The sequence below is a fragment of the Variovorax sp. PAMC26660 genome, assembly GCF_014302995.1.
GTDB lineage: Bacteria > Pseudomonadota > Gammaproteobacteria > Burkholderiales > Burkholderiaceae_C > Variovorax.
In genome coordinates this window covers 5,841,704-5,867,250 of record NZ_CP060295.1, presented here as the reverse complement: position 1 = coordinate 5,867,250, position 25,547 = coordinate 5,841,704, and the positions used below count along the sequence as shown (strand labels likewise).

The following is a 25,547-nucleotide window of genomic DNA, read 5'->3' as shown; positions in this document are numbered from 1 at the left end:
CGCATCGCGGGCCTTTTTATTTCTTCCGAACGTCTCTCAACCAGCAACCTGGAAGCTGGCGTTGCGGGAGGAAACCGCCGGCGAACCCACGCCATGCGTGGCCTCGACCCAGCGGCGCACACGCTCCGCATCGGCAATTCGGCTGAACTTGCCGGCCGAATCGAGGAACACCATGATCAGCTTGCGCCCGGCGACCTTGGCCTGCATCACGAGGCATTGGCCGGCTTCGGAGATGTAGCCCGTCTTCTGCACGCCGATTTCCCAATCCGGGCTCTTCACGAGGCGGTTGGTGGTGTTGAACTGCAGCACGCGGTTGCCGACCTCGACCTGGTACTCAGGCGACGTGGAAAGCGAACGCACCGTGGCATCGGAGTAAGCGGCATTGACCAGCAGCGCCAGGTCTTGCGCGCTCGACTGGTTACGGCTCGACAGGCCAGTGGGTTCCACGTAGCGCGTGTCCTTCATGCCGAGCATCTTGGCCTTGGCATTCATGATGCTCACGAAGGTCGCCAGGCCGCCCGGGTAGGTACGGCCCAGCGCGTGCGCAGCACGGTTTTCGCTCGACATCAGCGCCAGATGCAGCAGTTCGCCGCGCGACAACGTGGTGCCGACCGTCAGGCGCGAGCTGCTGCGCTTTTCGGTATCGACGTCGTCCTGGGTGATGGTGATCAGCTCTTCGTTCGGCAGATGGGCTTCGCTGATGAGCAGGCCGGTCATCAGCTTGGTGAGCGATGCAATCGGCAGCACGGCGTGGTCGTTCTTGCTGAACAGCACTTCGTGCGTGTCCTGGTCGATCACCAGCGCGACGCTCGACTTCAGGTCGAGCACATCATCGGTGCCATGCAAGCCGGCCATCTGGCCGAAAGACTGACGGGGAGGCGCCTCGACGCGAACGACCGAGCGGCGCTGCACGGCCACCACGGTCTTGCCGTTCTTCTTGTGGATGGTGGCGACCACATTGCGGCCACCACGAACGACTTTTTCTGCTCTTTCGGCCTTCTCGGCGCGGCCACCGCGCTTGGCGACGACGGCCGTAGCGCCACGCGCAGCCTTGGACGACGCAGTGCGCTTGACTTCGACCGGCACCGGACCCTTCGCCTTCTTGGCGACGGCAGTCTTGGCGGCGACGGGTTTTTCTTTCTTCGCAGCCTGGGCGCCAGGCAGCAAAAACGCCGTGGCGCAGAGCGCGACGGCGATGAATTTGAACGCGGGTAGAAACCGCTGGCTGGAAACTCGGCGGAGACGGGCTTCAGGCATTAATAAATCTCCAGCGGCGACAAACGAGAACCGCAGTGTATCGAAATCAAAAAAGACACGCAATATCAGTTACTTGCATCCTCTTCTTCAATCGAATACCAAGGAACGCCTGAAAACCTAACCTTGCGCTGCAACTCTCTCAGCTTGGCTCTGTAACTTGTTGAGCGCACTCAAATAAGCCTTTGCCGAAGCGACCACGATGTCTGGGTCTGCACCCACACCGTTGACCACCCGCCCTGCGTTTTGTAACCGGACTGTAACTTCTCCCTGGCTTTCCGTCGAGCCACTGATGGCGTTTACAGAGTAAAGAACCATCTCGGCGCCGCTTTTGACGTGCGACTCGATCGCCTTGAGGGAAGCATCAACCGGGCCATTCCCGTCGGACTCGCCGGTCACTTCCTTGCCCTGGACGGTGAAAACGACCTTCGCCTGGGGGCGCTCGCCGGTTTCGCTGTGCTGGGAAAGAGAGACAAAAGCAAACTGCTCACCAACGTTCGACAGCTCTTCCGCGCTGACGAGCGCGAGGATGTCTTCGTCAAAAATTTCGGATTTTCGGTCGGCCAACTCCTTGAAGCGCGAAAACGCTGCATTGATGTCGGCCTCGCTGCCCATGGTCACGCCCAGCTCGTTCAGGCGCTGCTTGAAGGCGTTGCGGCCACTGAGCTTGCCCAGCACGATCTTGTTGGCGGCCCAGCCCACGTCTTCGGCCCGCATGATCTCGTAGGTGTCGCGCGCCTTGAGCACGCCATCCTGGTGGATGCCAGAGGCATGCGCGAAGGCGTTGGCCCCCACGACTGCCTTGTTGGGCTGCACGACGAAGCCGGTGGTCTGGCTCACCATGCGGCTCGCGGCCACGATGTGCTGGGTATCGATGTTGAGGTCGAGCTCGAAATAGTCCCTGCGGGTCTTGACGGCCATGACGACTTCTTCGAGCGAGCAGTTGCCCGCGCGTTCACCCAGGCCATTGATGGTGCATTCCACCTGCCGCGCGCCGCCGATCTTCACGCCGGCCAGCGAGTTCGCCACCGCCATGCCCAGGTCGTTGTGGCAATGCACCGACCAGATCGCCTTGTCGCTGTTGGGCACGCGCTCGCGCAGCATCTTGATGAAGTTGCCGTAGAGCTCGGGAATCGCGTAGCCGACGGTGTCGGGCACGTTGATGGTGGTGGCGCCTTCGTTGATCACGGTTTCGATCACGCGGCAGAGAAAGTCCGGGTCGCTGCGATAGCCGTCTTCGGGGCTGAACTCCACGTCGGCCACCAGGTTGCGCGCAAAACGCACGGCCAGCTTGGCCTGCTCATGCACTTCGTCGGGCGACATGCGCAGCTTCTTTTCCATGTGCAACGGTGAAGTCGCGATGAAAGTGTGGATGCGGCCGCGCGCCGCGCCCTTCAAGGCCTCCGCCGCGCGCGAGATGTCGCGGTCGTTGGCGCGCGAAAGGCCGCACACGGTGGCGTCCTTGATCGCATTGGCAATCGCCTTGACGGCCTCGAAATCGCCGTTCGAGCTGGCCGGGAAGCCGGCTTCGATGACATCGACCTTGAGCCGTTCCAGCTGCTTGGCAATGCGCATCTTCTCGTCGCGCGTCATCGAGGCGCCAGGCGATTGCTCGCCGTCGCGCAAGGTGGTGTCGAAAATTATGAGTTGGTCAGTCATCGTGAATTTCCTTTGTTCGTTCCCACCTTGCGCACCCGGCGAAGGGCCGCGTCAGGCGACTTCAGCCGTCGATTGTGCGCTGTGCGCGCCCCGGCTCCGTGCCCGCTCCACACCCGAGAGGATGGCCTTGAGCGATGCCGAGATCACATTCGCGTCAATGCCCACACCGAACAGGGTCTGCGTTTCATCGATCCGCAGTTCGAGGTACGCCACCGATTTCGCGTCGGCACCGGCGCCGATGGCGTGCTGGTGATAGTCCATCACGCGCACCGTGTGGCCCGTGGCCTTGCTCAACGCCTGCGTGAAGGCATCGATCGGCCCGTTGCCACGGCCTTCGACGGCGCGGATTTCGCCATCCCAGGGCAGGTCGCCACGCAGAACCACGGAGGCATTGGCGCCCTCGCCCTCTTCCTCGATCACGCGATGCTGCAGCGAGTGGGCCGAGTCGATGCCGTATTCGCGCACGAAGAGATCCCAAAGGTCTGCTGCCGTGAGCTCCTTGCCGGCCACGTCCATCACGCGCTGCACGGTCTGCATGAATTCCATCTGCAGGCGGCGCGGCATCTCGATGCCGTATTCGCTCTCGAGCAGGTAAGCCATGCCGCCCTTGCCCGACTGGCTGTTGACGCGAATCACGGCTTCGTAGCTGCGCCCCACGTCCTTCGGGTCGATCGGGAGATAGGGCATGTCCCAGATGTCGCCTTCCTTGCGTGCTGCAAAGGCCTTCTTGATCGCGTCCTGGTGCGAACCCGAGAACGAGGTGTAGACAAGGTCCCCCACGTACGGATGGCGCGGATGCACCGGGATCTGGTTGCAGTGCTCGACCGTGGCGCGGATCTCGTCGATGTTCGAGAAATCGAGTTCCGGCGACACGCCTTGCGTGTAGAGATTGAGCGCGACGTTCACGAGGTCGAGGTTGCCGGTGCGCTCACCGTTGCCGAAGAGGCAGCCTTCGATACGCTCTGCACCGGCCATCAACGCCAGCTCGCCGGCAGCAGTGCCGGTGCCGCGGTCGTTGTGCGGGTGCACGCACAGAATGATCGAATCGCGGCGCGCGAGGTTGCGATGCATCCACTCGATCATGTCGGCAAAGATATTCGGCGTGGAATGCTCGACCGTCGTGGGCAAATTGACGATGCACTTGCGCTGCGGCGTCGGCGCCCAGACTTCGGTGACCGCGTCGACCACGCGCTTGGAAAACACGACGTCGGTGCCCGAGAACATTTCAGGCGAATACTGGAAGGTCCACTGCGTGCCCGGCTGCTTCGCGGCGAAGTCGTTGAACATGCGCGCATGGCTGCTGGCGAGTTCGACGATCTGGTCTTCGTTCATGCCGAGCACCACGCGGCGCATCACGGGGGCCACCGCGTTGTAGAGGTGAACGATGGCGCGTGGGGCGCCTTGCAGTGCCTCGAAGGTGCGGGCAATGAGGTGGTCGCGCGCCTGCGTCAACACCTGGATCGTCACGTCGTCGGGAATGCGATCTTCTTCGATGAGCTTGCGCACGAAGTCGAATTCAACCTGGGAAGCGGAAGGAAAGCCGACTTCGATTTCCTTGAAGCCGATGGCCACCAAGGTTTCAAACATCCGCATCTTGCGAGCGATGTCCATCGGCTCGACCAGGGCCTGGTTGCCATCACGCAGGTCGGTCGACAGCCAGATCGGGGCCTTGGTCAGCACGGCATCGGGCCAGGTGCGGTCCTTGAGGCCGATCGGGGCGAATGCGCGGTATTTGGCTTGAGGTTGCTTGAGCATGTCGATTTCTCTGTGATGGTTGGTAATCAACCAGCAACCCCAAAAACAAACGGCCCGTTGCTGGTGCGAACGGGCCGTGGTGAGGGATTTGCGCGTGCGCTACCGTCTCCGCCCGTGAGGGAGGGCTAGTAGGGCCAGCAGCGAAATCTTGGTCATGAGGGTTGCGAATGTAGCACAGCCTTTGCGGGCCTGGGAAGGCCCATCGGCTTGGTCAGTTGTGCAGGCCGCGCTCGTCGGGCTCTTCGGTCGATGTGCTGATCACGCTGGCTGGCTGGCCCTTGGCCTTGCGCCAACCATAGACCACATAGCCGCTCAGGCCATAGATCACGAAGAGGCTGAACAGCACCGTCGGCGGATGGATGTTGATGACAGCGATGCCGAGCGCGATCAGCACGATCGCCGCAAAGGGCACGCTCTTCTTCATCTGGATGTCCTTGAAGCTGTAGAACGGCGCATTGGTCACCATCGTCAGGCCCGCATAGAGCGTGAATCCGAATGTGACCCAGGTGATCTGCGTCCACGAGAGATACAGCACCTCGCCGCCACGCTTGCCCCACTCGTCCACCAGCCAGATGAACCCGGCCACCAGCGCCGCAGCCGCAGGCGACGGCAAGCCCTGGAACCAGCGCTTGTCGACCACGCTGGTGTTGACGTTGAAACGCGCCAGCCGCAGTGCTGCGCAGGCGCAGTACACGAAGGCCGCAATCCAGCCCCAGCGGCCGAGGCCCTTGAGCGACCACTCGTAGGCGATCAGCGCAGGCGCGGCGCCGAACGACACCATGTCGGACAGCGAATCCATCTGCTCGCCGAACGCGCTTTGCGTGTTGGTCATGCGTGCGACGCGGCCATCGAGGCTGTCGAGAATCATCGCGGCGAACACGCCGAGCGCTGCGAGATCGAAGCGCGCGTTCATGGCCATCACGACCGAGTAGAAACCGCCGAACAACGCCGCCAGCGTGAACAGGTTCGGCAGGATGTAGATGCCCTTGCGGCGTTTGCGCGGCTGCACCACGTCGGGAACCGTATCGTCATGCATTGAATTTGCCTCCGTCCCTCATGGGCACTGCGCGGTCAGCTATCCATTCGATAGCATCTTGATCTGTGAGTCGCATGGTTCGCAGTGTAGTTCAGGGGATGCTTTGCCCCCGTCAAACAAAAGGGCCACCGCGACGGGTGGCCCTTGGGAAACGGGTGCCGAAGCACCCTTTGCCAGCAAGATCAGTTGCGGGTCTGGTCGACCAGCTTGTTCTTCTTGATCCAGGGCATCATCGCGCGCAGCTTTTCGCCGACCACTTCGATCTGGTGCTCAGCCGTCAGGCGACGGCGGCTGATCAGCGTGGGAGCGCCGGCTGCGTTTTCGAGCACGAAGCTCTTGGCGTATTCGCCGGTCTGGATGTCCGTGAGGATCTTCTTCATGGTCTTCTTGGTCTCTTCGTTCACGACGCGCGGGCCGCTCACGTATTCGCCGTATTCGGCGTTGTTCGAGATCGAGTAGTTCATGTTGGCGATGCCGCCTTCATAGATCAGGTCGACGATGAGCTTGAGCTCGTGCAGGCATTCGAAGTACGCCATTTCGGGCGCGTAGCCGGCTTCCACCAGCGTTTCGAAACCAGCCTTGATCAGCTCGACCGTGCCACCACACAGAACCGCTTGTTCGCCGAACAGGTCGGTCTCGGTTTCTTCGCGGAAGTTGGTCTCGATGATGCCGGCCTTGCCGCCGCCATTGGCGGTGGCATAGCTCAGCGCGAGGTCACGCGCCTTGCCGGTCTTGTCCTGGTGCACGGCCACGAGGTGGGGCACGCCGCCGCCTTGGGCATAGGTGCTGCGCACCGTGTGGCCGGGGGCCTTGGGAGCGACCATCCACACGTCGAGGTCGGCGCGCGGCTGCACGAAACCGTAGTGCACGTTGAAGCCGTGCGCGAAGACGAGCGAAGCGCCTTCCTTGATGTTCGGGGCCACGTCGTTCTTGTAGACGCTGGCGATCTGCTCGTCGGGCAGCAGAATCATGACGACGTCGGCGGCCTTCACCGCATCAGCCACTTCGGCGACCTTGAGGCCGGCCTTCTCGACCTTCGGCCACGAGGCGCCGCCCTTGCGCAGGCCGACCACGACCTTGACGCCGCTGTCGTTCAGGTTTTGCGCATGCGCGTGACCTTGCGACCCGTAACCGATGATTGCAACCGTCTTGCCCTTGATGAGGCTGAGATCGGCGTCCTTGTCGTAGTAAACCTTCATATGCGTCTTTCCTATTTAATCTCTGGCACCCCCTGGGGGGTGCCGTTCACTCACAGTTGGCCGGAAGAATTCCGGTCCTTCATTTGCTGGTTGATGGACACGAGGTTGTCGTGAATGCGGAACAGCAGGATCAGCAATTCGCTGTAGACGCGAACCATGATCGCGCCGAAAACCAAAATGGCGAGGCCGGTAAGAACCCCTCTCAGGCCGCCGCTGAAAAGCGCGCCGACCCCAGTAATCAATACCCCGATCAATCCCAGGAAATACAGTACCCGGATGACGATAGGGGTCACCATCTTGTCGAAGCCCAGCAAGTCTTGCATTACCTTCTCCTCATGTCGTGTTGATAAACGATGAAACTGAGGGGATCTTCACCCCCTACACGCGCAGGATGCGCTCGCCGCGCCCGATGCCGCTGGCACCGGTGCGGACAGTCTCGAGGATAGCGCTACGGTCGATCGCTTCCAGAAAAGCGTCGTTCTTGCCGTGGTCGCCGGTGAGTTCGATGGTGTAGCTCTTGTCGGTCACGTCGATGATCCGGCCTCGAAAAATCTCGGCCATGCGCATCATTTCTTCGCGCTCCTTGCCCACCGCACGCACCTTCACCATCATGAGCTCTCGCTCGGTGTAGGCGCCTTCGGTCAGGTCGACAACCTTCACGACTTCGATGAGGCGGTTCAGGTGCTTGGTGATCTGCTCGATCACGTCGTCGGAACCGGCAGTGACGATCGTCATGCGCGAGAGGCTCGGGTCCTCGGTCGGCGCAACGGTCAGCGATTCGATGTTGTAGCCACGGGCCGAGAAAAGGCCCACCACGCGGGAAAGAGCCCCCGGCTCGTTTTCCAGCAGCACTGCAATGATGTGTTTCATGTTTGCGCGACTCCTCTTTTCGCCGCCCTCCCCCGCGCACGGTAATGCGCGGGCTTGGCGGGCAATAGATTCGTCAGTAAGAGTTGAACGGACTAGCGAACGAACGGGAAACCGGGATCAGAGATCCTCGGAACCCAGGAGCATCTCGGTGATGCCCATGCCGGCCTTCACCATCGGGAACACGTTCTCGGTGGGGTCGGTACGGAAATCCATGAACACCGTGCGGTCCTTGAGCTTGCGTGCTTCGCGCAGCGCGGGCTCCACGTCTTGTGGACGCTCGATCAGCATGCCGACGTGGCCATAGGCCTCGGCGAGCTTCACGAAGTTGGGCAGTGCATCCATGTAGCTGTGGCTGTAGCGGCCGGAGTATTCGATCTCCTGCCACTGGCGCACCATGCCCAGGTAGCGGTTGTTCAGCGAGCAGATCTTGATCGGCGTGTTGTATTGCAGGCAGGTGGAAAGTTCCTGGATGCACATCTGCACAGAGCCTTCGCCGGTGATGGTGAACACCTCCGAATCGGGCTTGGCGAGCTTGATGCCCATGGCGTACGGAATGCCGACGCCCATGGTGCCCAGGCCGCCCGAGTTGATCCAGCGACGCGGCTCGTCGAAGCGGTAGTACTGCGCGGCCCACATCTGGTGCTGGCCCACGTCGGACGTGATGTACACGTCGGCGTCCTTGGTCATGTTCCAGAGCGTCTCGACCACGTACTGTGGCTTGATCACGTCGTTGTTGCCACGGTCGTACTTGAGGCAGTCGCGCGAGCGCCAGGCCTCGATGGTCTTCCACCAGTCGGCCAATGCGCCAGCATCGGGCTTGGTCGTGCTTTCGCGGATCATCGAGATCAACTCGGTGAGCACGTCCTTCACGTCGCCGACGATCGGAATGTCGACCTTCACGCGCTTGGAAATGCTCGACGGGTCAATGTCGATGTGGATGATCTTGCGTTCGTTCTGCGCGAAGTGCTTGGGGTTGCCGATCACGCGGTCGTCGAAGCGCGCGCCCACGGCGAGCAGCACGTCGCAGTTCTGCATCGCGTTGTTGGCTTCGATGGTGCCGTGCATGCCCAGCATGCCGAGGAACTTGCGGTCGCTCGCCGGATAGGCGCCCAGGCCCATCAGCGTGTTCGTGACCGGGTAGCCGAGCATGTCGACCAGCGTGCGCAGTTCGTTGCAGGCGTTGCCCAGCAGCACGCCGCCGCCGGTGTAGATGTACGGACGCTTGGCAGCCAGCAGCAGTTGCAGCGCCTTGCGGATCTGGCCGCCGTGGCCCTTGCGCACCGGGTTGTACGAGCGCATCTCGACCTTGTCGGGATAGCCGGCGTAAGGCGTCTTCTTGAAGGAAACGTCCTTGGGCACGTCCACCACCACCGGGCCCGGACGGCCGCTGCGTGCGATGTGGAAGGCCTTCTTCATCGTCATGGCCAGATCCTTCGGATCCTTGACGAGGAAGTTGTGCTTGACGATGGGGCGGGTGATGCCGACCGTGTCGCATTCCTGGAAAGCATCGAGGCCGATGGCAGCCGTTGGCACCTGGCCCGAGATGATCACCATCGGGATCGAGTCCATGTACGCGGTGGCGATGCCGGTGACGGCATTGGTCAGGCCAGGGCCGGAGGTGACCAGTGCCACGCCGACTTCACCAGTGGCGCGGGCATAGCCGTCGGCCGCATGGACTGCCGCCTGTTCGTGGCGTACCAGCACATGCTGGATGGTGTCCTGCTTATAGAACGCGTCGTAGATGTAGAGAACCGCGCCGCCGGGATAGCCCCAGACGTACTGAACGCCTTCGGCCTGCAGTGCCTTGATCAGCACTTCAGCGCCCATGAGTTCTTGCGTGGGATTGCCGGCGCCAGAGGACGCGGCTGCTGCGGAAATGATTTCCGCCTTAGAGATTTCCATGATCAACCTTTGGAGTTTTTTCGGGAACGAAAAACCTTGGGTGCCCCTTGCCAACCCTTGTGAGGTCGCGCCAGGACTTGAGGCCATAGCCATGAGCGGACTGATGTTCCGCCGGACCTTGACCCGTTTGCCTTTTGACTTGCAGCGCGGATTATGACATTTCCGGGCGTTCAGCTTCGCTTCAGCTGTCGTGTAAAGACACAAAGGCATAATCGTCGGCGGTAAACATACGCGATCGCTAGACACCTCCTCCCCACGCGGCGCGCCCTGCGCCCTCTCTCGCTTGGCCACTGAACAAGAACTCTCCGACTTCCTGAAAAGCGTCGAACGACGCGCTTTCAAGCGCTCGGTCTATCACGTGCGGGACGAAGAAGCGGCGCTCGATATCGTGCAGGACAGCATGATGAAGCTGGCGCAGCACTACGGCGACAAGCCGATCAACGAGCTGCCGATGCTGTTCCAGCGCATCCTGTCGAACTGCACGCTCGATTGGTTCCGCCGCCAGAAAACCCGCCGCGCCCTCTTCTCGAACCTCAGCGACTTCGAATCGGTCGACGACGACGGCGATTTCGACCTGCTGGAGAACTTCGTCTCGCCCACCGACTCTAGGGAAACGGAGAGTGCCGAAGACACGACCCGCCGCGCCCAGGTCTTCCACGAGATCGAGGAACAGATCGCGGCGCTGCCGGGCCGTCAACGCGAGGCTTTCCTGATGCGTTACTGGGAGGAAATGGACGTCGCCGAGACGGCCGCAGCGATGGGTTGCTCCGAAGGCAGTGTCAAAACCCATTGTTCGCGAGCCGTTCACGCTCTCAGCAAGGCGCTCAAGGCCAAGGGAATATCGCTATGAACACTAAGGTTCCAACCTCTTCATCCGCCGCCGAAGACCAGTTCGGTCAGCGCCTGGCTGCCCGCCTGTCGACCGGCAACCGCGAGTTGTCGCACGACATCGGCGAACGCCTGCGTGTGGCCCGTGCGCAGGCCGTGGCCTCGCGCAAGCTGCCTCCGCAGTTGCGAACTGCGCCTGTCGTGGTGCAGTCGGGCCGCACGCTCACGCTGGGTGGCAGCTGGTGGACGCGCATCGGCTCTGTGGTGCCGCTGATCGCGCTCGTGGCCGGGCTCATCACCATCAGCGTGATGCAAGACGATGACCGCGCCACCGAGCTGGCCGAAGTGGATTCCGCGCTCCTGACCGGCGATCTGCCTCCTGCCGCCTACACCGACCCCGGTTTTGCCCAATTCCTGAAGGCCGACAGCGCCTCCGACTGAACTTTCACCGAACGAATGCGACGCCGCCCTTCCCCCAGCGCGAACACCCCTCGCCCGTTGCGCCCGCTCCCGGCGGGCGCAGTCGTTTGGGCGGGTGCGCTTGCAGTCGCGGCCTTCGGCCTGACGCTTGCCAGCGCCCAGCCCCGCCCCGAGGCGGCGGTCAAGGCCATGGGCAGCCCGGCATCGGCCGCCTCTTCCGCGGCAGCCACCAGCCCCAAGGCCATCTCGCCCACCAAGCCGCTCTGGAGCGAGCTCACCGCAGAACAGCAACAAGCCCTGAAGCCGCTGGTTCCTCACTGGAACACGCTGAATGCGGGGCAAAAGCGCAAGTGGCTGGCGCTGTCGCGCAACTACGCCAGCATGTCGGCCGATGACCAGGTCACGCTGCACAGCCGCATGATCGAATGGGCCGCCCTGAGCAACCAGCAGCGCACGCAGGCGCGCCTGAATTTCGCCGAGGTCAAACGCATCCCGGCCGATGAGCGCAAGGCCAAATGGGAGCAGTACCAGGCCTTGAGTGAAGAAGAAAAGCGCAAGCTCGCGGAGCGCGCACCGGCCAAGCCACGCGGTGCGGCCATTCCGGTGCGACCGGTTTCCTCGCAGAAGCTCGTGCCCGTGCCGGCCGTCACGCCTGGCGGCCAACACACGCCAAGAATCCTGCTGGCACCGCCGCCGCCGCCCGCCCCGTCGACGATCATGGTTGCAACCCCGCCGGAACGCACGCCAGCGACGACTTCGCCCGCAGTCGCCATCGTGCCCGCAGCGCCGGCACCCGCCAACATCACGTCCCCACCGGTCCCGGCCGAAGCCCAGGTGCCAGCGCCCTCCTCGGCGATCGAGCCGCCTTCTTCCGCTCCCTGACCCAAGGCTTCGATGGTTTCCAATACGCCCGAGGCTTCGGGATCCAATCAGCCCGTTTCGCCCGCCTCTCCTTCAACCAGCGCTCCTGTTTCGATAGTGCCCAGCCTGTGGCGCCGTATGGCCTGCTGGCTTTATGAAGGCATGCTGCTCTTTGCGGTGGTGTTCGTTTCGGGCTGGCTGTTCAGTACGCTGGGCCAGATGCGTGACGCCATGGACTCGCGCCGGCACCTGTTCCAGGCCTTCCTGTTCGTGGTGTTCGGCGTGTACTTCGTCTGGTTCTGGGCCAAGGGCCAGACACTCGCGATGAAAACCTGGAACATCCGCATCGTCGATGTCCACAGCCACCCTGTCAGCCAGCGCCGCGCCCTGGCGCGCTACCTGCTGAGCTGGGTCTGGTTCCTGCCGCCGCTGGCTGCCATCGCCCCCTTCAAGCTGTCGGGCGGCAAATCGACGCTCCTGATCTTCGGCTGGGTCGCCGTCTGGGCCCTGCTTTCCCGCTTTCATCCCGACCGCCAGTTTTGGCACGACGCCTGGGCCGGTACACGGCTTGTCACCTCCCAACCGATGAGCCGCCGATGAGTGCCTTGCCCAATCTTCCCGATCCCGCCGTCAACCCGCAGAAGGCCCGCAAGGGTTTCGAGCGCGTCTGGCACGCCACGCTGATCTCGCTGCACGGTCTGCGCGCCGGCTGGAGCGAGCCCGCCTTCCGCCAGGAAGCCGTTCTGTCGATCGTGATGATCCCGATCTCTTTCTGGCTGGGGCGCAGTTGGGTCGAGGTGGCGTTGCTTGCCGGCAGCGCGATGCTGGTGATGATCGTGGAGCTGCTCAACACCGCCGTGGAAGCCGCCATCGACCGTATCGGCCCCGAATGGCACGACCTCTCCAAGCGCGCCAAGGACATGGGCAGCGCCGCAGTGCTGCTGTCTCTCACGCTGTGCGGGGGCATCTGGATTGCAGCGTTGTGGCAGCGCTTCATGTCATGAGAAGGCCTGCCGGCTGCGGCATGATGGCGGGATGAATCCTGAATTTTCGATCTGTGTGTATTGCGGCTCTCGTCCCGGCGAGCGCCCCGAGTTTTCCCAGGCTGCGCAAGCGGTTGGCCAATGGATCGGCCAGCACGGCGGCCAACTGGTCTACGGCGGCGGTCGCACCGGCCTGATGGGCACGGTGGCCGAAGCCACCCGCCTCGCCGGTGGCCGTGTGGTTGGCATCATTCCCAAGGCGCTGGTCGACAAGGAACTGGCCAATCCGCTGTGCGACGAGTTGCATGTGGTCGACACCATGCACGAGCGCAAGGCCATGATGGGCGAGCGCGCCGATGCCTTCGTGGCGCTGCCGGGCGGCATCGGCACCTTCGAGGAATTGTTCGAGATCTGGACCTGGCGCCAGCTCGGCTATCACGACAAGCCGACCGGCATCCTCAACACCGCCGGCTACTACGACGGACTGCTGGGCTTCCTGGCGCACAGCGTGCGCGAGGGCTTCATGGGCGAATGGCAGATGGACCTGATCCGCACAGGCACCAACGCCACCGAACTGCTGACGGCATTGCGTGCTGAAGTGCCGCTGCATCCGCGAGAAGACAGGCTGTCGGAAAACCTTTGACGCCAGTCTTCAACGGCAAAGCCCCCGCGAGGGGGCTTTGTGCCTTGTCAGACCGCGTTTTCGTTCTCTTCGCCGGTGCGAATGCGCACGATGCGCTCGACGGCGGTGACAAAAATCTTCCCGTCGCCGATCTTCCCGGTGCGTGCGGAATTGACGATGGCTTCGATGCAGCGCTCCACGTCGCCCTCGTTGACGACCACCTCGACCTTCATCTTGGGCAAGAAGTCGACCACATACTCGGCGCCGCGGTAAAGCTCGGTGTGGCCCTTCTGGCGGCCGAAGCCCTTGACCTCGGTCACGGTCAGGCCGGTGACGCCCACTTCGGCCAAGGCCTCGCGCACGTCCTCGAGCTTGAAGGGTTTGACGATGGCGGTGATCTGCTTCATGGGTTTTGTGCTCCGGCGGTTTCGTTGAATTTGCTGGTGATAGGGTAACGCCAATCCTTGCCGAAGCTTCGATGGGTGACCCGGATGCCTACCGGCGCCTGGCGCCGCTTGTATTCGTTGATCCTGATGAGCCGCGCAACCCGTTCGACCACCGCGCGGTCGTAGCCCGCGGCAATGATCTCGTCGATGCCCTCGTCGTCCTGCATGTAGCGTGCCAGGATGCCGTCGAGGATGTCGTAGGGCGGCAGACTGTCCTGGTCGGTCTGGTCGGGCCGCAGCTCCGCGCTCGGTGGGCGCGTGATGATGCGCTCGGGAATCGGCTCCGTGCCGGTGCCGTACGGATCGTGGGCATTGCGCCAGCGCGCCAGGGCGAACACGGTGGTCTTGAGCAGGTCCTTGATGACCGCGAAGCCGCCAGCCATGTCGCCGTAGAGCGTGCAGTAGCCGGTGGCCATCTCGCTCTTGTTGCCGGTGGTCAGCACGATCGATCCGAACTTGTTCGACAGTCCCATCAGCAGCGTGCCGCGGATGCGGGCCTGGATGTTCTCCTCGGCTGTGTCCTCGGGACGGCCCTTGAACTCCCCGGCCAGCGCATCCTTGAACGACTCGAAGGTGTGCCTGATCGAGATTTCGTCGTAGCGCACACCCAGCCTGCCCGCCATGTCGCGCGCGTCGATCCAGCTGATGTCGGCGGTGTAAGGCGAAGGCATCATCACCGCGCGCACCTTGTCCTTGCCCAGTGCATCGACGGCAATGGCAAGCACCAATGCGGAGTCGATGCCGCCCGAGAGCCCCAGGATGGCGCCCGGAAAACCGTTCTTGCCGATGTAGTCGCGCACGCCCAGCACCAAAGCGTCCCAGAGTTGCGCCTCGGCCTCGCGCGAAGGCGCGATGTCGCCGGGCTCACCCACAAAGCCGACGCCGCCCTGCGGCGCACGCTCGAGCTGCGCGAACACCACCTTCTCGCGAAAGCTCTCGGCCTGCATGGCGACCGCGCCATCGGCCTGCAGCGCGAAGGAAGCGCCGTCGAACACCACTTCGTCCTGCCCGCCCACCAGATGCGCGTAGACCAGCGGCAGGCCCACGGCACGGGCCCGGTCGGCCATGCGCGCCACGCGCTCGCCTTCCTTGCCCACGTGATACGGCGACGCATTGATCACCGCCAGCACCTCGGCGCCGGATTCGCGGGCCAGTTCGGCCGGCTGGTCGAACCAGGCGTCTTCGCAGATCAGCAGGCCGACCGAGACACCGCCCGCCTCGAACACGCAGGTGCCCTGCCCCGGCGTGAAATAGCGGCGCTCGTCGAACACCTGGTAGTTCGGCAGCTCTCGCTTGGCATAGGTCTCGAGGATGCGGCCCTCCTTGATCACGCTGGCCGCGTTGTGGCGCCTCTGCACCGCCACCGAGCGGCTGCGCAGGCTGCCACCGGTCGGATGCCCTACCACCACGACCATGTCTTTGAGGTCGGCCAGCGCAGAGGCGATGCCTTTCACGGCATCATCACAGGCTTCGGTGAAGGCGGGACGGAGGAACAGGTCCTCCGCTGCATAGCCGGCAATCGAGAGTTCCGGTGTCAACAGAAGACGCGCGCCTTGCGCATGGGCAAAGCGTGCGGCGTCGACGATCTTTTTCGCGTTGCCGGCGAGATCGCCCACCACAAAATTGAGTTGCGCGATGGCGAGCTTGAGCGTCATACAGAAGGAAGAAAAAGGCTTGAACGATTATGTCATTCGGGTTCTGGCGTCGCCGTCGGACGTGAGCCCGCAAGCCTGGAATGCGCTGCTTGCCGCCGAGGCCGAACCCTCGCCATTCATGCGCCACGAGTACCTGTCGGCGCTGCATGAAAGCGGCAGCGCCTCGCCCGCGAGCGGATGGACGCCGCAGTTCGTGACGCTGTGGCGCGGCAAGCGGCTGGAGGCCGCGTGCCCGTTCTACATCAAGGACCATTCCTACGGCGAGTACGTCTTCGACTGGGCCTGGGCCAATGCCTACGAGCAACACGGCCTGACCTACTACCCCAAGGCTGTGGTCGCGGTGCCCTTCACCCCGGTGCCCGGCACGCGGCTGCTGGCGCGCGACGCGCAGAGCCGCACGCTGCTGGTGCAGGCGCTGGTCGCGCTGTGCAAGCAGGAAGAGCTGTCGTCGCTGCACCTGCTGTTCGGCGCCGACGCAGACATCGCCGCCTGCACCGAAGCGGGGCTGATGCTGCGCAACACGGTCCAGTTCCACTGGACGAATGCGGCCCCCACGCCCGGCGGCGAAACGGCCTACTCCGACTTCGACGCCTTCCTTGCGAGCCTGGCCCATGACAAGCGCAAGAAGATCCGTCAGGAGCGCCGCAAGGTGGCCGATGCCGGCGTGAGTTTTCGCTGGTCGCGTGGCGCCGACATTTCCGCAGCCGACTGGGATTTTTTCTACCGCTGCTACGAGCGCACCTACCGAGAGCACGGCAATCCGCCCTACCTCACGCGCGACTTCTTCCAGCGCATGGCCGACATCATGCCCGAGGCCTGGCTCCTGTTCATTGCCGAGCGCAACGGCAAGCCCATGGCCGCCAGCCTGATCGCCCTCTCGACGCAGGAAGACGAGGGTCTGGTCGCCTACGGCCGCTACTGGGGGGCGCTGGAGCGGGTCGATTGCCTGCACTTCGAGGCCTGTTACTACCAGCCGCTGGCCTGGTGCATCGCGCATGGCGCCAAGCGCTTCGAGGGTGGCGCCCAGGGCGAGCACAAGATGGCTCGGGCGTTGATGCCGGTGAAGACCACCAGCGCGCATTGGCTGGCGCATCCGGCGTTTTCAGATGCCGTCGAGCGCTTTCTCGAACGCGAGGGCGCGGGCATCGAAAACTACATGGATCACCTGGGCGAGCGCAGTCCGTTCAGAACGTAGGCTCGCCCCAGGCGCCGCGAACGAGAGAAATTACTTCGTGTACGCGGCGATGCCGTCCAGGATTTCCTTCTTGGCGGCGTCAATGCCTTCCCAGCCCAACACCTTGACCCACTTGCCGGCTTCCAGGTCCTTGTAGTGCTCGAAGAAGTGGCTGATGGCCTTCAGGCGCATCGGGTTCACGTCGTCGACCGACTTCCAGTGGCTGTAGATCGGCAGCACCTTGTCGGTGGGCACGGCCAGCACCTTGCCGTCGACGCCGGCTTCGTCTTCCATCATCAGGATGCCGAGCGGACGGCAAGGCACCACCACGCCGGGCAACAGCGGGTACGGGGCGATCACCAGCACGTCGACCGGGTCGCCGTCGCCCGACAGCGTCTGCGGCACGTAGCCGTAGTTGGCGGGGTAGTACATCGCGGTCGTCATGAAGCGGTCGACGAAGATCGCGCCGGACTCCTTGTCCACTTCGTACTTGATCGGATCGGCGTTCATCGGGATTTCGATCACGACATTGAAGGCGTCGGGAACGTTCTTGCCGGGGGAGACTTTGTCGAAGGACATGACGTTTTTCGAGTAGTTGAAAAGTATGAGAGGGACGGGGACAAACCCTGAGTTTACTTTCCGTGTCATGGCACGGTCGCACACGCCCGCGTTTTTGCCTGTAAATTGCAACCGTTGGCCAATCGGCTCCGCACCTCGGTGCAGCGAGCTTCGAGGAAGCAACGCGACGGAAAACCTGGGTCCCGTACGCGTTGCGCGCAGGATCCATGCTGTCCGTCTCCACAAGTCACAACGAACGAATGGAGAAGCAAAGCATGATCGGCAACACCCCCCTGATACTGGCAATCGTCTGCGGCCTCGTGGCCGTGGGCTATGGTTTCTGGGCCCGAAGTTGGATTCTGGCCAAGGACCCCGGCAACGCGCGAATGCAGGAAATCGCCGCTGCCATCCAGGCCGGCGCCTCGGCCTACCTCGCAAAGCAGTACACGACCATCGCGGTCGTCGGCATCATCCTGGCCATCCTCATCGGCCTGTTCCTGGACCTGACCACGGCCGTGGGCTTCATCGTCGGCGCCGTGCTTTCGGGCGCCTGCGGCTTCATCGGCATGAATGTGTCGGTGCGCGCCAATGTGCGCACCGCACAGGCGGCCACCCACGGCATCGGCCCGGCACTTGACGTGGCGTTCCGCGGCGGCGCCATCACCGGCATGCTGGTGGTCGGGCTCGGCCTGCTGGGCGTGACGGGCTTCTACTGGTTCCTGGCCGGCAGCACGCCAACGGCGGACCACAGCCTCGCGGCCATCCTCAATCCGCTGATCGGCTTTGCCTTCGGCTCCTCGCTGATCTCGATCTTCGCGCGGCTGGGCGGCGGCATCTTCACCAAGGGCGCCGACGTCGGCGCCGACCTGGTGGGCAAGGTCGAGGCCGGCATTCCGGAAGACGACCCTCGCAACCCGGCCGTGATCGCCGACAACGTGGGTGACAACGTCGGCGACTGCGCCGGCATGGCAGCCGACCTGTTCGAGACCTACGCGGTCACGCTGATCGCCACCATGGTGCTGGGCGCGCTGATGGTCACGGCGGCGCCGGACCGCGCGGTGCTGTACCCGTTGGCGCTGGGCGGCGTGTCGATCATCGCGTCGATCATCGGCTGCTTCTTCGTGAAGGCTTCGCCGGGCATGGTCAACGTGATGCCGGCACTCTACAAGGGCCTGGCGGTGGCGGGCATCCTGTCGCTGATCGCATTCTGGTTCGTCACGAGCTGGATCATTCCCGACAACGCGATCGCCGCGAGCGGCAGCCAGCTCAAGCTGTTCGGCGCCTGCTTCGTGGGCCTCGCGCTCACCGCCGCGCTGGTGTGGGTCACCGAGTACTACACCGGCACGCAGTACAAGCCCGTGCAGCACATCGCACAGGCCTCGACCACGGGCCACGGCACCAACATCATCGCGGGCCTGGGCGTGTCGATGCGTTCGACGGCATGGCCGGTGATCTTCGTGTGCATCGCGATCCTCGCTTCGTACTCGCTCGCAGGCCTGTTCGGCATTGCGGTCGCCGCCACGTCGATGCTGAGCATGGCCGGCATCGTGGTCGCGCTCGACGCCTATGGTCCCATCACCGACAACGCCGGCGGCATTGCCGAAATGAGCGACCTGCCCGCCAGCGTGCGCGCCGTGACCGACCCGCTCGACGCAGTCGGCAACACGACCAAGGCCGTGACCAAGGGCTACGCCATCGGCTCGGCCGGCCTCGCCTCGCTGGTGCTGTTCGCCGACTACACCCACAAGCTCGAGAGCTTCGGCCTGAACATCAGCTTCAACCTGAGCGACCCGATGGTGATCGTCGGCCTCTTCATCGGCGGCCTGATCCCCTACCTGTTCGGCGCGATGGCGATGGAAGCCGTGGGCCGTGCAGCCGGTGCGGTGGTCGAGGAAGTGCGCCGCCAGTTCCGCGAGATCCCCGGCATCATGGAAGGCACCGGCAAGCCCGAGTACGGCAAGGCCGTGAGCATGCTGACCGGCGCAGCCATCAAGGAAATGATGATTCCGTCGCTGCTGCCGGTGGTGGTGCCGATTTTGGTCGGCCTGCTGCTCGGGCCAAAGGCGCTGGGCGGCCTGCTGATGGGCACCATCGTCACCGGGCTGTTCGTCGCCATCTCGATGTGCACCGGCGGCGGTGCCTGGGACAACGCCAAGAAGTACATCGAAGACGGTCACCACGGCGGCAAGGGCTCCGAGGCGCACAAGGCGGCCGTCACCGGCGACACCGTGGGCGACCCCTACAAGGACACGGCCGGCCCGGCTGTGAACCCGCTGATCAAGATCATCAACATCGTGGCGCTGCTGATCGTGCCGCTGGTCGTGAAATTCCACGCCGGCGATGCGGCGGCTGCCGTGCCTGTCAAGGTGGAAATGCCCCCGGCCGTGACCGCGCCCGCCGCCATGGCACCGGCCACGCCGGCCGCAGCCATCGCCTCGGCAGCCGTGACGGCCACCGAAGCCGCCGCGGTGAAGGTCGAGAACGGCGTGGTGAAGTTCTACTTCGCCAGCGCCAGCGCCGAGGTCGCGCCCAATGCCAAAGAAGCATTGGCCGACGTCATCAAGGCCGTGCAAAGCGGCAGCACCGTGCTCGTGAGCGGTTTCCACGATGCCAGCGGCGATCCGGCGAAGAACGCCGAACTGGCCAAGCAACGCGCAATGGCCGTGAGCGACGCGCTCAAGGCGGCCGGCGCGCCCGAAGACAAGATCGAGCTTGCCAAGCCCGAGCAGTCGCAGGCCGACGGGCCGCCTTCCGAAGCCCGCCGCGTGGAAGTCAAAGTAAAGTCCTGAGATGCCCACTGCCGCTCGACTCGAATCCTTCATCGCCGCTGTCGAAGGCGGCGCGCATGCCAAAGCCATCGAGGACTACTACACCGAAGACGCCACCATGCGAGAGAACCAGGCCGAGCCCCGGCGCGGCCGCAGCACGCTGGTGGCGCAGGAAACCGCCGTGCTCGCGCGCACCGAGTCGGTCACCAGCACCTGCGTGCGGCCGGTGCTGGTGAACGGCGACCATGTGGCGATTCACTGGGTCTTCGAGTTCAGCTTCAAGGGCGGCGGCGCGATGCGCATGGAAGAGATCGCGTGGCAGCGCTGGGAAGGCGAGCGCATCGCCGAAGAGCAGTTCTTCTACGACCCGGCGCAACGAAAGCCGGGCTGAAGACTTTTCACGCACCCATCGTCATGGCGCTGAAGACCGTCTCCTAGCCCCATGCTGCGATACCTCCAAGCACTGATCGCCGGCACGCTGGCCATCGCGCGCGCCGAACTGGCGATCGTTCGGCGTTTTCCGCGCATCCTGCTGGCCGTGGTGGCCGTGGGCGTGGTGCCGGCCATCTACGCGCTGATCTATCTCACGAGCGTCTGGGACCCGGCCGGCCATACGGCCGACCTGCCCGCGGCCATCGTGAACGAGGACCGCGGCGTCACCTACATGGCGCACTCGGTCAATGTCGGCGACGAACTGACGCGCACCCTGCTCGCCAAGCGCGCCTTCGGTTTTCGTGTGATGACCGATGCCGAGGCCGCGCACGCCGAGGTGCGACGCGGCACGCTCGCCTTCGCGCTGTTCATTCCTGCCGACTTCAGCGCCAACGCGGTACCGGGCATCCAGCGCGGCGCCGGGCAACTGGTGGTCTACACCTCGGAAGGCAACAATTACAGCTCGGCCGGGTTGGCCCGCCGCTTCGCGGGCGAGTTGGGCCACCAGGTCAACGAGATGCTCAACGAGCAGCGCTGGGGCCTGGTGCTGAATGCGGCATCCGGCTCGCAGCAGCGGCTCGACAAGCTCAAGCAGGCGCTGCTGGAGCTGCGCGACGGCAGCCAGGCATTGGCCACCGGCGCCATCCAATACAGCGCCGCGGCGCAGCAGGTCGGCGGTGGGTTCAAGCAGGTCAATGGCGGCATAAGAACCATCCAGTCGAAGCTGCCGGCTGATGCGGACCTGCACGCACTCAAGAGCGGCGCGCAGCAACTCACCGCCGGTCAGCACGAACTGGGCAGCGGTCTCGCGCAGATCGGCGACGGGCTCGAGCTGCTCAACGGCGGCGCCGGCCAGTTGGGCGATGGCGCACGTCGGCTGCAGAAGGAATCGGCCGATATCCCCTTCGTCGGCGACCGCATCGCCAAAGGCGCCGGAGAACTTGCCGCTGGCGCGGACAAGCTGCACGGCGGCCTCGGGCAAGCGCAGGCCGCACTGGGCAAGGCGGAAGAAGGCAACCAGAAACTCGCCACCGGCGCTTCGGCCCTGGAAGGCGGCGTTGGCAAACTCACCGACGGCATGGGCGCGCTGTCCGCCGGCATCCGCACCATGGCCGGCAAGCTGCCCGAAGACCGCAAGCTCGACGAGTTCATGCAGGGCGGCACGCAGTTGGCACAGGGCGCGCAGCGGCTGCTGACCGGCGTGAGCACCATCGAGGCCGCCCTGCCCGCTTCCATCACCCGCATCCAGGGCAGCGCCTCGGGGCTGGCCGATTCGGTCGAGCCCAAGGTCGAGGTGGTGGCGCCGGTGGCGAACAACGGCAGCGCCTTCGTGCCGAACATGGTGTCGGTCGCACTGTGGATCGGCGCCGTGATGGCCGGCTACCTGTTCAACATCCGCATCGTGCTCGCGGACCACAGCCACTATCCGAAGCTTGCGAAGACGCTGGGCAAGATCACCATGCCGGCGCTCATCGTGCTGCTGCAGGTGGCGCTGGTGCTGGCCACGCTGCTGGGTGTGCTGGAGGTGCAGGCGCCGCGGGTGGCGGCACTGGCGCTCACGATGGCGCTGGCCTCGCTGGTCTTTCTGGTGGTGCTGTTCGCGATCCTGCACGTCTTCGGCGATTTCGGCCGCATCCTGACCGTGCTGCTGCTCACGCTGCAGTTGTCCGCCGGCGGCGGCGTGCTGCCCGTGGAGCTGTCGGCCGGCTTCTTTCGCACCGTCCATAGCTGGCTGCCGTTCAGCTGGGTGGTGCAGGCCTTCCGTGCCGTGATGTTCGGCGCCTTCGATGACGGCTGGGCGCATGCCTGTGGCGTGGTGGTGCTGTCGGGTGCGGTGGCCGTCGGCCTGATGGCGATCTTCGGCAAGTGGAAGGACGTGCTGCTGTCGGACTACAAGCCCACGATTCAGGTCTGAGCGCGTCCGGCTTATGCAACATTTTCGATGTCACATAGAATTTGTCGAATGACCGCACCCGCCAAGCCCACCGCCGATGCTGCCCAGGATCTCTCCATCGAGGCCTTGGCAGCGCGCACGGGCGTCACGGTGCGCAACATCCGCGCCTACACCACGGCAGGGCTGCTGCCACCGCCCAGCCTGCGAGGCCGCCTCGGGCTGTACGGGGACGACCATGCACAGCGGCTGGTGCTGATTCGCGAGCTGCGCGAACAGGGCTTCGGCATCGAGGCAATCCGCCGCATCTTCGGGCGTGCCCCGGCCTCGGCCTGGGGCGACCTTGTCGCCGTGGCGCGCTCCGTGTCGGGCAGCCTGTTTGCATCGGAAACGCCAGTCGTGGTGTCGGCCAAGGCGCTCGCCGTCAAGTGGAAAGGCCAGATGACGCCGGCCCTGCTCGTGCGTGCCGCCAAGGCCGGCCTCATGCGCGAACTGCCCGACGGCCAGGTGCAGATGCTGAGCCCCGCGCTCGGCCAGATCGCAGAGCAACTGGCGGCACTCGGCCTGCCGCTCGAAGAAGTGATCGGCATGCAGGAAACCATGGCCCGCACGCTGCGCACCACGGCACGCCATTGGCTGCGCACGCTGGCCGACAGCCTTTTGTCGGGTGATGCGATCGATGCCGAGCGCACCGCCCAATTACTTGAAAAGGCGCGGCCGCTGGCCACCGGCGCGGTGCAGGCCGCGTTTCCCGTGATCCTGCAGCAGGAGCTGGACGCCCTGCTGCGCAAGGCTGCGGCCTGACCCCGATGACAAGACCTCGCCACGCACTCTTCCACGCCCTGCTGCTGTTGCCGGCGATGATCGGCACCGCCGCCTCCGCGCAGGCCCGCAGCGACACCCTGGCATTGAGTTTCGACGCAGCACGCGCCCGCATGGTCGATCGCTCCGACAAGCTGGCGGCCGCGCGCGCGGCGGTCGAATCCAAGGAACTGCAGAGCCAGGGCCTCAAGGGCCTGGGCGGACCGGTGGTCAGCGTCTCGGGCCTGGCCTATGCCTACAACGCCAACCTGAACCTGGACCTCGATCCGCTCAACCAGAAGCTCGGCCAGATCGGCCAAGCGCTGCCGTCGTCGATCCAGGGCCTCATCTCGCAGGTGCCGATTCCGCAATTGCCCAACAGCTACACGCTCAACCGGCACGACACCGGCTCCAACGCGTCGATCTCGGCGGTCTGGCCGATCTACGTCGGTGGCGCGACCGACGCGGTGCGCGGCTTCGTGTCGGCGCAAACGCGTGAAGCACAGGCCGATGCCGATCAGGCCGGCCATGAGGTCGACACGCTGCTGGTGCAGCGCTACTTCGGCGCCCAGCTCGCCCAGCGCGCGGCCACGCTGCGCGCGCAGGCCGAGCGCGCCATCGCGCAGCATGACTCGGCGGCGCAGAAGATGCTTGCGGCCGGCGTGATCTCGCGTGTGGAGCGCCTGCAGGCCAGCGCCGCCTATGAAGAAGCCCGGCGCAACGCACGCAAGGCGGAGGACGACGCCGCACTGGCTGCCGTGGCGCTCGCTCGCACGGTGCGCGCCGATGGCAGCGTGGCGCCGCAAACGCCGCTCTTCCTCATTAGCACGCCCATCGAGCCGCTGGGCTACTTCATCGATTCGGCGCTCACGCGCCACCCCGGGCTGGACAAGGTCGCGGCCAAGAAGTCGCAGGCCGAGCAACTGCATGAAGGCGAAGAAGCCTTGCGCCGCCCGCAGGTCATCGCCTTCGGCACGCGCCAGATCAAGGGCAGCAACGCCGACTGGGTAGCCGGCCTGGGCGTGCGCTGGACGCTCTACGACTCCATCGACCGCAACGCGCTTTCGGCCTCTTCGCTCAAGCAGGTCGAGCAGGCCGAACGCACCGACGCGCAGGCGCGTAGCGACATCTCGCTGCTGGTCGAGCGCAACTGGCGCGCCCTTGAAAACGCGCGGCGCCAGTACCTGGAAATGAAGGCCTCGGTCGAGCTGGCGCAGGAAGTCGTCAAGCTGCGCACCTCGGGCCTGCGCGAAGGCACGAGCACCACGCTCGACCTGATCGACGCCGAAACCAATCAAGCCAAGGTGCTGACCGAGCGTGCGCAAGCCGCCAACGACTACGTGCAGGCGCTTGCGCAACTGCTCGAAAGCGCTGGCCTTTCCGACAAGTTTTCCGACTACATCGCGCGCGCCGACGTGAGGGTGAATTGATGATGAGTGCCAAGACCCGAAAACTGATCGCGATCCTCGCCGCCCTGCTGGTGCTGGCGCTGCTCATCTGGGGCTTTTGGCGCGCGTCGCAGCCCGCGCCCGAGGTGTTCCAGGGCCAGATGGAAGCGCGCGAGACCGACGTGGCCGGCAAGGTGACGGCGCGCGTGGCCGAAGTGCTGGTGAAGGAAGGCGATCGCATCCCCGCCGGCGCCGTGCTGGTGCGCATGGACAGCCCCGAAGTGCGGGCCAAGCTCGCGCAGGCCACCGCCGCCGAGCAGGCCGCACAGGCCGTGGCCGAAAAGGCGCAGAACGGCGCCCGCCCGCAGGAGGTCGAGATGGCGCGCATGCAGTGGCAGCGCGCGGAAACCGCAGCCCAATTGGCGCAAACCTCATTCCGCCGCGTCGACGGACTGGCCCGCGAAGGCTTGGTGGCTGATCAGAAACGCGACGAAGCCGAAGCCAACTGGAAAGCCTCGCGCGACGCCGCCATCGCGGCCAGGGCGCAGTACGACATGGCGCGCAGCGGTGCCCGCCCCGAGGACAAGGCCGCAGCCAGCGCACAGGCGCGCCAGGTCGCCGGCGTGGTGGCCGAAGCGGAAGCCGCCAAGGCCGAGACTGAGTTGCGCAGCCCCGTCGGCGGCGAAGTTGCCAAGGTGCTGGCGAAGGTCGGCGAGCTGTCGCCCCAAGGCGTGGCGGTGGTCACCGTGGTCGATCTGAGCGACCAGTGGGTGGTGCTCAATGTGCGCGAAGACCGGCTCGCCCGCTTCGCGCTCGGCAACGAGTTCGATGCCCGCCTGCCCGCGCTGGCGAGCGACGGCAACAAGCGCGAGGCCCGCTTCAAGGTCTACTACAGCGCCGTCATGCCCGACTTCGCCACCTGGCGCGCAACGCGCGGTGGTGCCGGCTTTGACGTGCGCACCTTCGAAGTTCGCGCACGGCCGCTCAAGCCCATCGAAGGCGCGCGGCCCGGCATGAGCGTGCTGGTCGACTGAGCCCATACGGC

At 64.6% G+C, this 25,547-nt stretch carries 25 protein-coding genes; 14 read left to right on the top strand and 11 right to left on the bottom strand.

Translation table 11 applies throughout. The annotated features are described in order from the left end of the window. Nucleotides 1–36: 36 nt before the first annotated feature. Nucleotides 37–1,086, bottom strand: a complete 1,050-nt coding sequence (locus H7F35_RS27695) for a serine hydrolase (RefSeq protein WP_261803382.1) — start codon at nt 1,084–1,086, stop codon at nt 37–39. A 16-nt stretch (nt 1,087–1,102) separates the two neighbouring features. Between H7F35_RS27695 and H7F35_RS34900 the strand changes: the two genes are divergently transcribed. Beyond that, on the top strand, nt 1,103–1,378 hold the full coding sequence (locus tag H7F35_RS34900; protein ID WP_261803381.1) for a hypothetical protein: 276 nt from the start codon (nt 1,103–1,105) through the stop codon (nt 1,376–1,378). Here the strand turns inward: H7F35_RS34900 and H7F35_RS27690 are convergent. The 7 genes from H7F35_RS27690 to H7F35_RS27660 all read right to left on the bottom strand — a co-directional run bounded on the left by H7F35_RS27690 (nt 1,375) and on the right by H7F35_RS27660 (nt 9,675). Then, nucleotides 1,375–2,913, bottom strand: coding sequence for a 2-isopropylmalate synthase (locus tag H7F35_RS27690; RefSeq protein ID WP_187109724.1), 1,539 nt, complete (start codon nt 2,911–2,913; stop codon nt 1,375–1,377). The two genes, H7F35_RS34900 and H7F35_RS27690, sit on opposite strands and share 4 nt — an antisense overlap. 51 nt (nt 2,914–2,964) lie before the next feature. Continuing rightward, nucleotides 2,965–4,668 carry a 2-isopropylmalate synthase gene (leuA, locus tag H7F35_RS27685; RefSeq protein WP_187109723.1) on the bottom strand — a complete coding sequence of 568 codons (1,704 nt, stop codon included), beginning with the start codon at nt 4,666–4,668 and terminating at the stop codon, nt 2,965–2,967. 211 nt (nt 4,669–4,879) lie between these two features. Further along, entirely contained in the window at nt 4,880–5,704 is an 825-nt protein-coding gene (gene pssA / locus H7F35_RS27680; RefSeq protein WP_187109722.1) for a CDP-diacylglycerol--serine O-phosphatidyltransferase, read from the bottom strand. A 182-nt stretch (nt 5,705–5,886) separates the two neighbouring features. Then, entirely contained in the window at nt 5,887–6,903 is a 1,017-nt protein-coding gene (gene ilvC / locus H7F35_RS27675; RefSeq protein WP_187109721.1) for a ketol-acid reductoisomerase, read from the bottom strand. 50 nt (nt 6,904–6,953) lie between these two features. Further along, on the bottom strand, nt 6,954–7,226 hold the full coding sequence (locus H7F35_RS27670; RefSeq protein ID WP_187109720.1) for a DUF4282 domain-containing protein: 273 nt from the start codon (nt 7,224–7,226) through the stop codon (nt 6,954–6,956). Between the two features lie 55 nt (nt 7,227–7,281). Further along, the gene (gene ilvN, locus H7F35_RS27665; RefSeq protein ID WP_187109719.1) at nt 7,282–7,773 is read right to left on the bottom strand and encodes an acetolactate synthase small subunit; all 492 of its coding nucleotides are present in this window, start codon (nt 7,771–7,773) and stop codon (nt 7,282–7,284) included. A 117-nt stretch (nt 7,774–7,890) separates the two neighbouring features. Further along, nucleotides 7,891–9,675 carry an acetolactate synthase 3 catalytic subunit gene (locus H7F35_RS27660; RefSeq protein ID WP_187109718.1) on the bottom strand — a complete coding sequence of 595 codons (1,785 nt, stop codon included), beginning with the start codon at nt 9,673–9,675 and terminating at the stop codon, nt 7,891–7,893. 283 nt (nt 9,676–9,958) lie between these two features. Between H7F35_RS27660 and H7F35_RS27655 the strand changes: the two genes are divergently transcribed. Genes H7F35_RS27655 through H7F35_RS27630 form a run of 6 tightly spaced genes read left to right on the top strand, consistent with a single transcriptional unit; the run spans nt 9,959 to nt 13,410 of the window. After that, nucleotides 9,959–10,525 (top strand): RNA polymerase sigma factor, encoded by a 567-nt coding sequence (locus H7F35_RS27655; RefSeq protein WP_187109717.1) that lies wholly within the window; start codon nt 9,959–9,961, stop codon nt 10,523–10,525. After that, entirely contained in the window at nt 10,522–10,944 is a 423-nt protein-coding gene (locus tag H7F35_RS27650) for a DUF3619 family protein (protein ID WP_187109716.1), read from the top strand. The genes H7F35_RS27655 and H7F35_RS27650 overlap by 4 nt, the downstream gene beginning before the upstream one ends. Before the next feature lie 57 nt (nt 10,945–11,001). Continuing rightward, nucleotides 11,002–11,805, top strand: coding sequence for a DUF3106 domain-containing protein (locus H7F35_RS27645; RefSeq protein ID WP_261803380.1), 804 nt, complete (start codon nt 11,002–11,004; stop codon nt 11,803–11,805). Nucleotides 11,806–11,817: 12 nt separating this feature from the next. Next, nucleotides 11,818–12,384, top strand: a complete 567-nt coding sequence (locus H7F35_RS27640) for an RDD family protein (protein WP_187109714.1) — start codon at nt 11,818–11,820, stop codon at nt 12,382–12,384. Further along, the gene (locus H7F35_RS27635) at nt 12,381–12,788 is read left to right on the top strand and encodes a diacylglycerol kinase (RefSeq protein WP_261803379.1); all 408 of its coding nucleotides are present in this window, start codon (nt 12,381–12,383) and stop codon (nt 12,786–12,788) included. Before H7F35_RS27640 ends, H7F35_RS27635 begins: the two co-directional genes overlap by 4 nt. A gap of 31 nt (nt 12,789–12,819) precedes the next feature. Beyond that, nucleotides 12,820–13,410, top strand: a complete 591-nt coding sequence (locus H7F35_RS27630) for a TIGR00730 family Rossman fold protein (protein ID WP_187109713.1) — start codon at nt 12,820–12,822, stop codon at nt 13,408–13,410. A gap of 47 nt (nt 13,411–13,457) precedes the next feature. Here H7F35_RS27630 and H7F35_RS27625 read toward each other — a convergent pair whose 3' ends face one another. Then, complete coding sequence (locus tag H7F35_RS27625; RefSeq protein ID WP_013540975.1) at nt 13,458–13,796, bottom strand: P-II family nitrogen regulator; 339 nt, start codon at nt 13,794–13,796, stop codon at nt 13,458–13,460. After that, nucleotides 13,793–15,490, bottom strand: a complete 1,698-nt coding sequence (locus H7F35_RS27620) for an NAD+ synthase (protein WP_187109712.1) — start codon at nt 15,488–15,490, stop codon at nt 13,793–13,795. Before H7F35_RS27620 ends, H7F35_RS27625 begins: the two co-directional genes overlap by 4 nt. A 19-nt stretch (nt 15,491–15,509) precedes the next feature. Between H7F35_RS27620 and H7F35_RS27615 the strand changes: the two genes are divergently transcribed. Next, complete coding sequence (locus H7F35_RS27615; RefSeq protein ID WP_187109711.1) at nt 15,510–16,685, top strand: GNAT family N-acetyltransferase; 1,176 nt, start codon at nt 15,510–15,512, stop codon at nt 16,683–16,685. A gap of 30 nt (nt 16,686–16,715) precedes the next feature. Here the strand turns inward: H7F35_RS27615 and ppa are convergent, their stop codons facing one another. Next, complete coding sequence (gene ppa, locus H7F35_RS27610; RefSeq protein ID WP_187109710.1) at nt 16,716–17,243, bottom strand: inorganic diphosphatase; 528 nt, start codon at nt 17,241–17,243, stop codon at nt 16,716–16,718. A 254-nt stretch (nt 17,244–17,497) separates the two neighbouring features. Between ppa and H7F35_RS27605 the strand changes: the two genes are divergently transcribed. The 6 genes from H7F35_RS27605 to H7F35_RS27580 are packed head-to-tail and all read left to right on the top strand — an operon-like array spanning nt 17,498 to nt 25,536. After that, nucleotides 17,498–20,011, top strand: a complete 2,514-nt coding sequence (locus H7F35_RS27605; RefSeq protein ID WP_187109709.1) for a sodium-translocating pyrophosphatase — start codon at nt 17,498–17,500, stop codon at nt 20,009–20,011. Nucleotide 20,012: 1 nt separating this feature from the next. Further along, nucleotides 20,013–20,381, top strand: coding sequence for a nuclear transport factor 2 family protein (locus H7F35_RS27600; protein WP_187109708.1), 369 nt, complete (start codon nt 20,013–20,015; stop codon nt 20,379–20,381). Between the two features lie 51 nt (nt 20,382–20,432). Then, complete coding sequence (locus tag H7F35_RS27595; RefSeq protein WP_261803378.1) at nt 20,433–22,337, top strand: YhgE/Pip domain-containing protein; 1,905 nt, start codon at nt 20,433–20,435, stop codon at nt 22,335–22,337. A gap of 48 nt (nt 22,338–22,385) precedes the next feature. Continuing rightward, the gene (locus H7F35_RS27590; protein ID WP_187109707.1) at nt 22,386–23,117 is read left to right on the top strand and encodes a MerR family transcriptional regulator; all 732 of its coding nucleotides are present in this window, start codon (nt 22,386–22,388) and stop codon (nt 23,115–23,117) included. 5 nt (nt 23,118–23,122) lie between these two features. Further along, a complete protein-coding gene (locus H7F35_RS27585; protein WP_261803377.1) occupies nt 23,123–24,544 on the top strand; it encodes a TolC family protein in 1,422 nt (473 codons plus the stop codon). Then, nucleotides 24,544–25,536 carry an HlyD family secretion protein gene (locus H7F35_RS27580; RefSeq protein WP_410010733.1) on the top strand — a complete coding sequence of 331 codons (993 nt, stop codon included), beginning with the start codon at nt 24,544–24,546 and terminating at the stop codon, nt 25,534–25,536. The genes H7F35_RS27585 and H7F35_RS27580 overlap by 1 nt, the downstream gene beginning before the upstream one ends. Nucleotides 25,537–25,547: the final 11 nt, after the last annotated feature.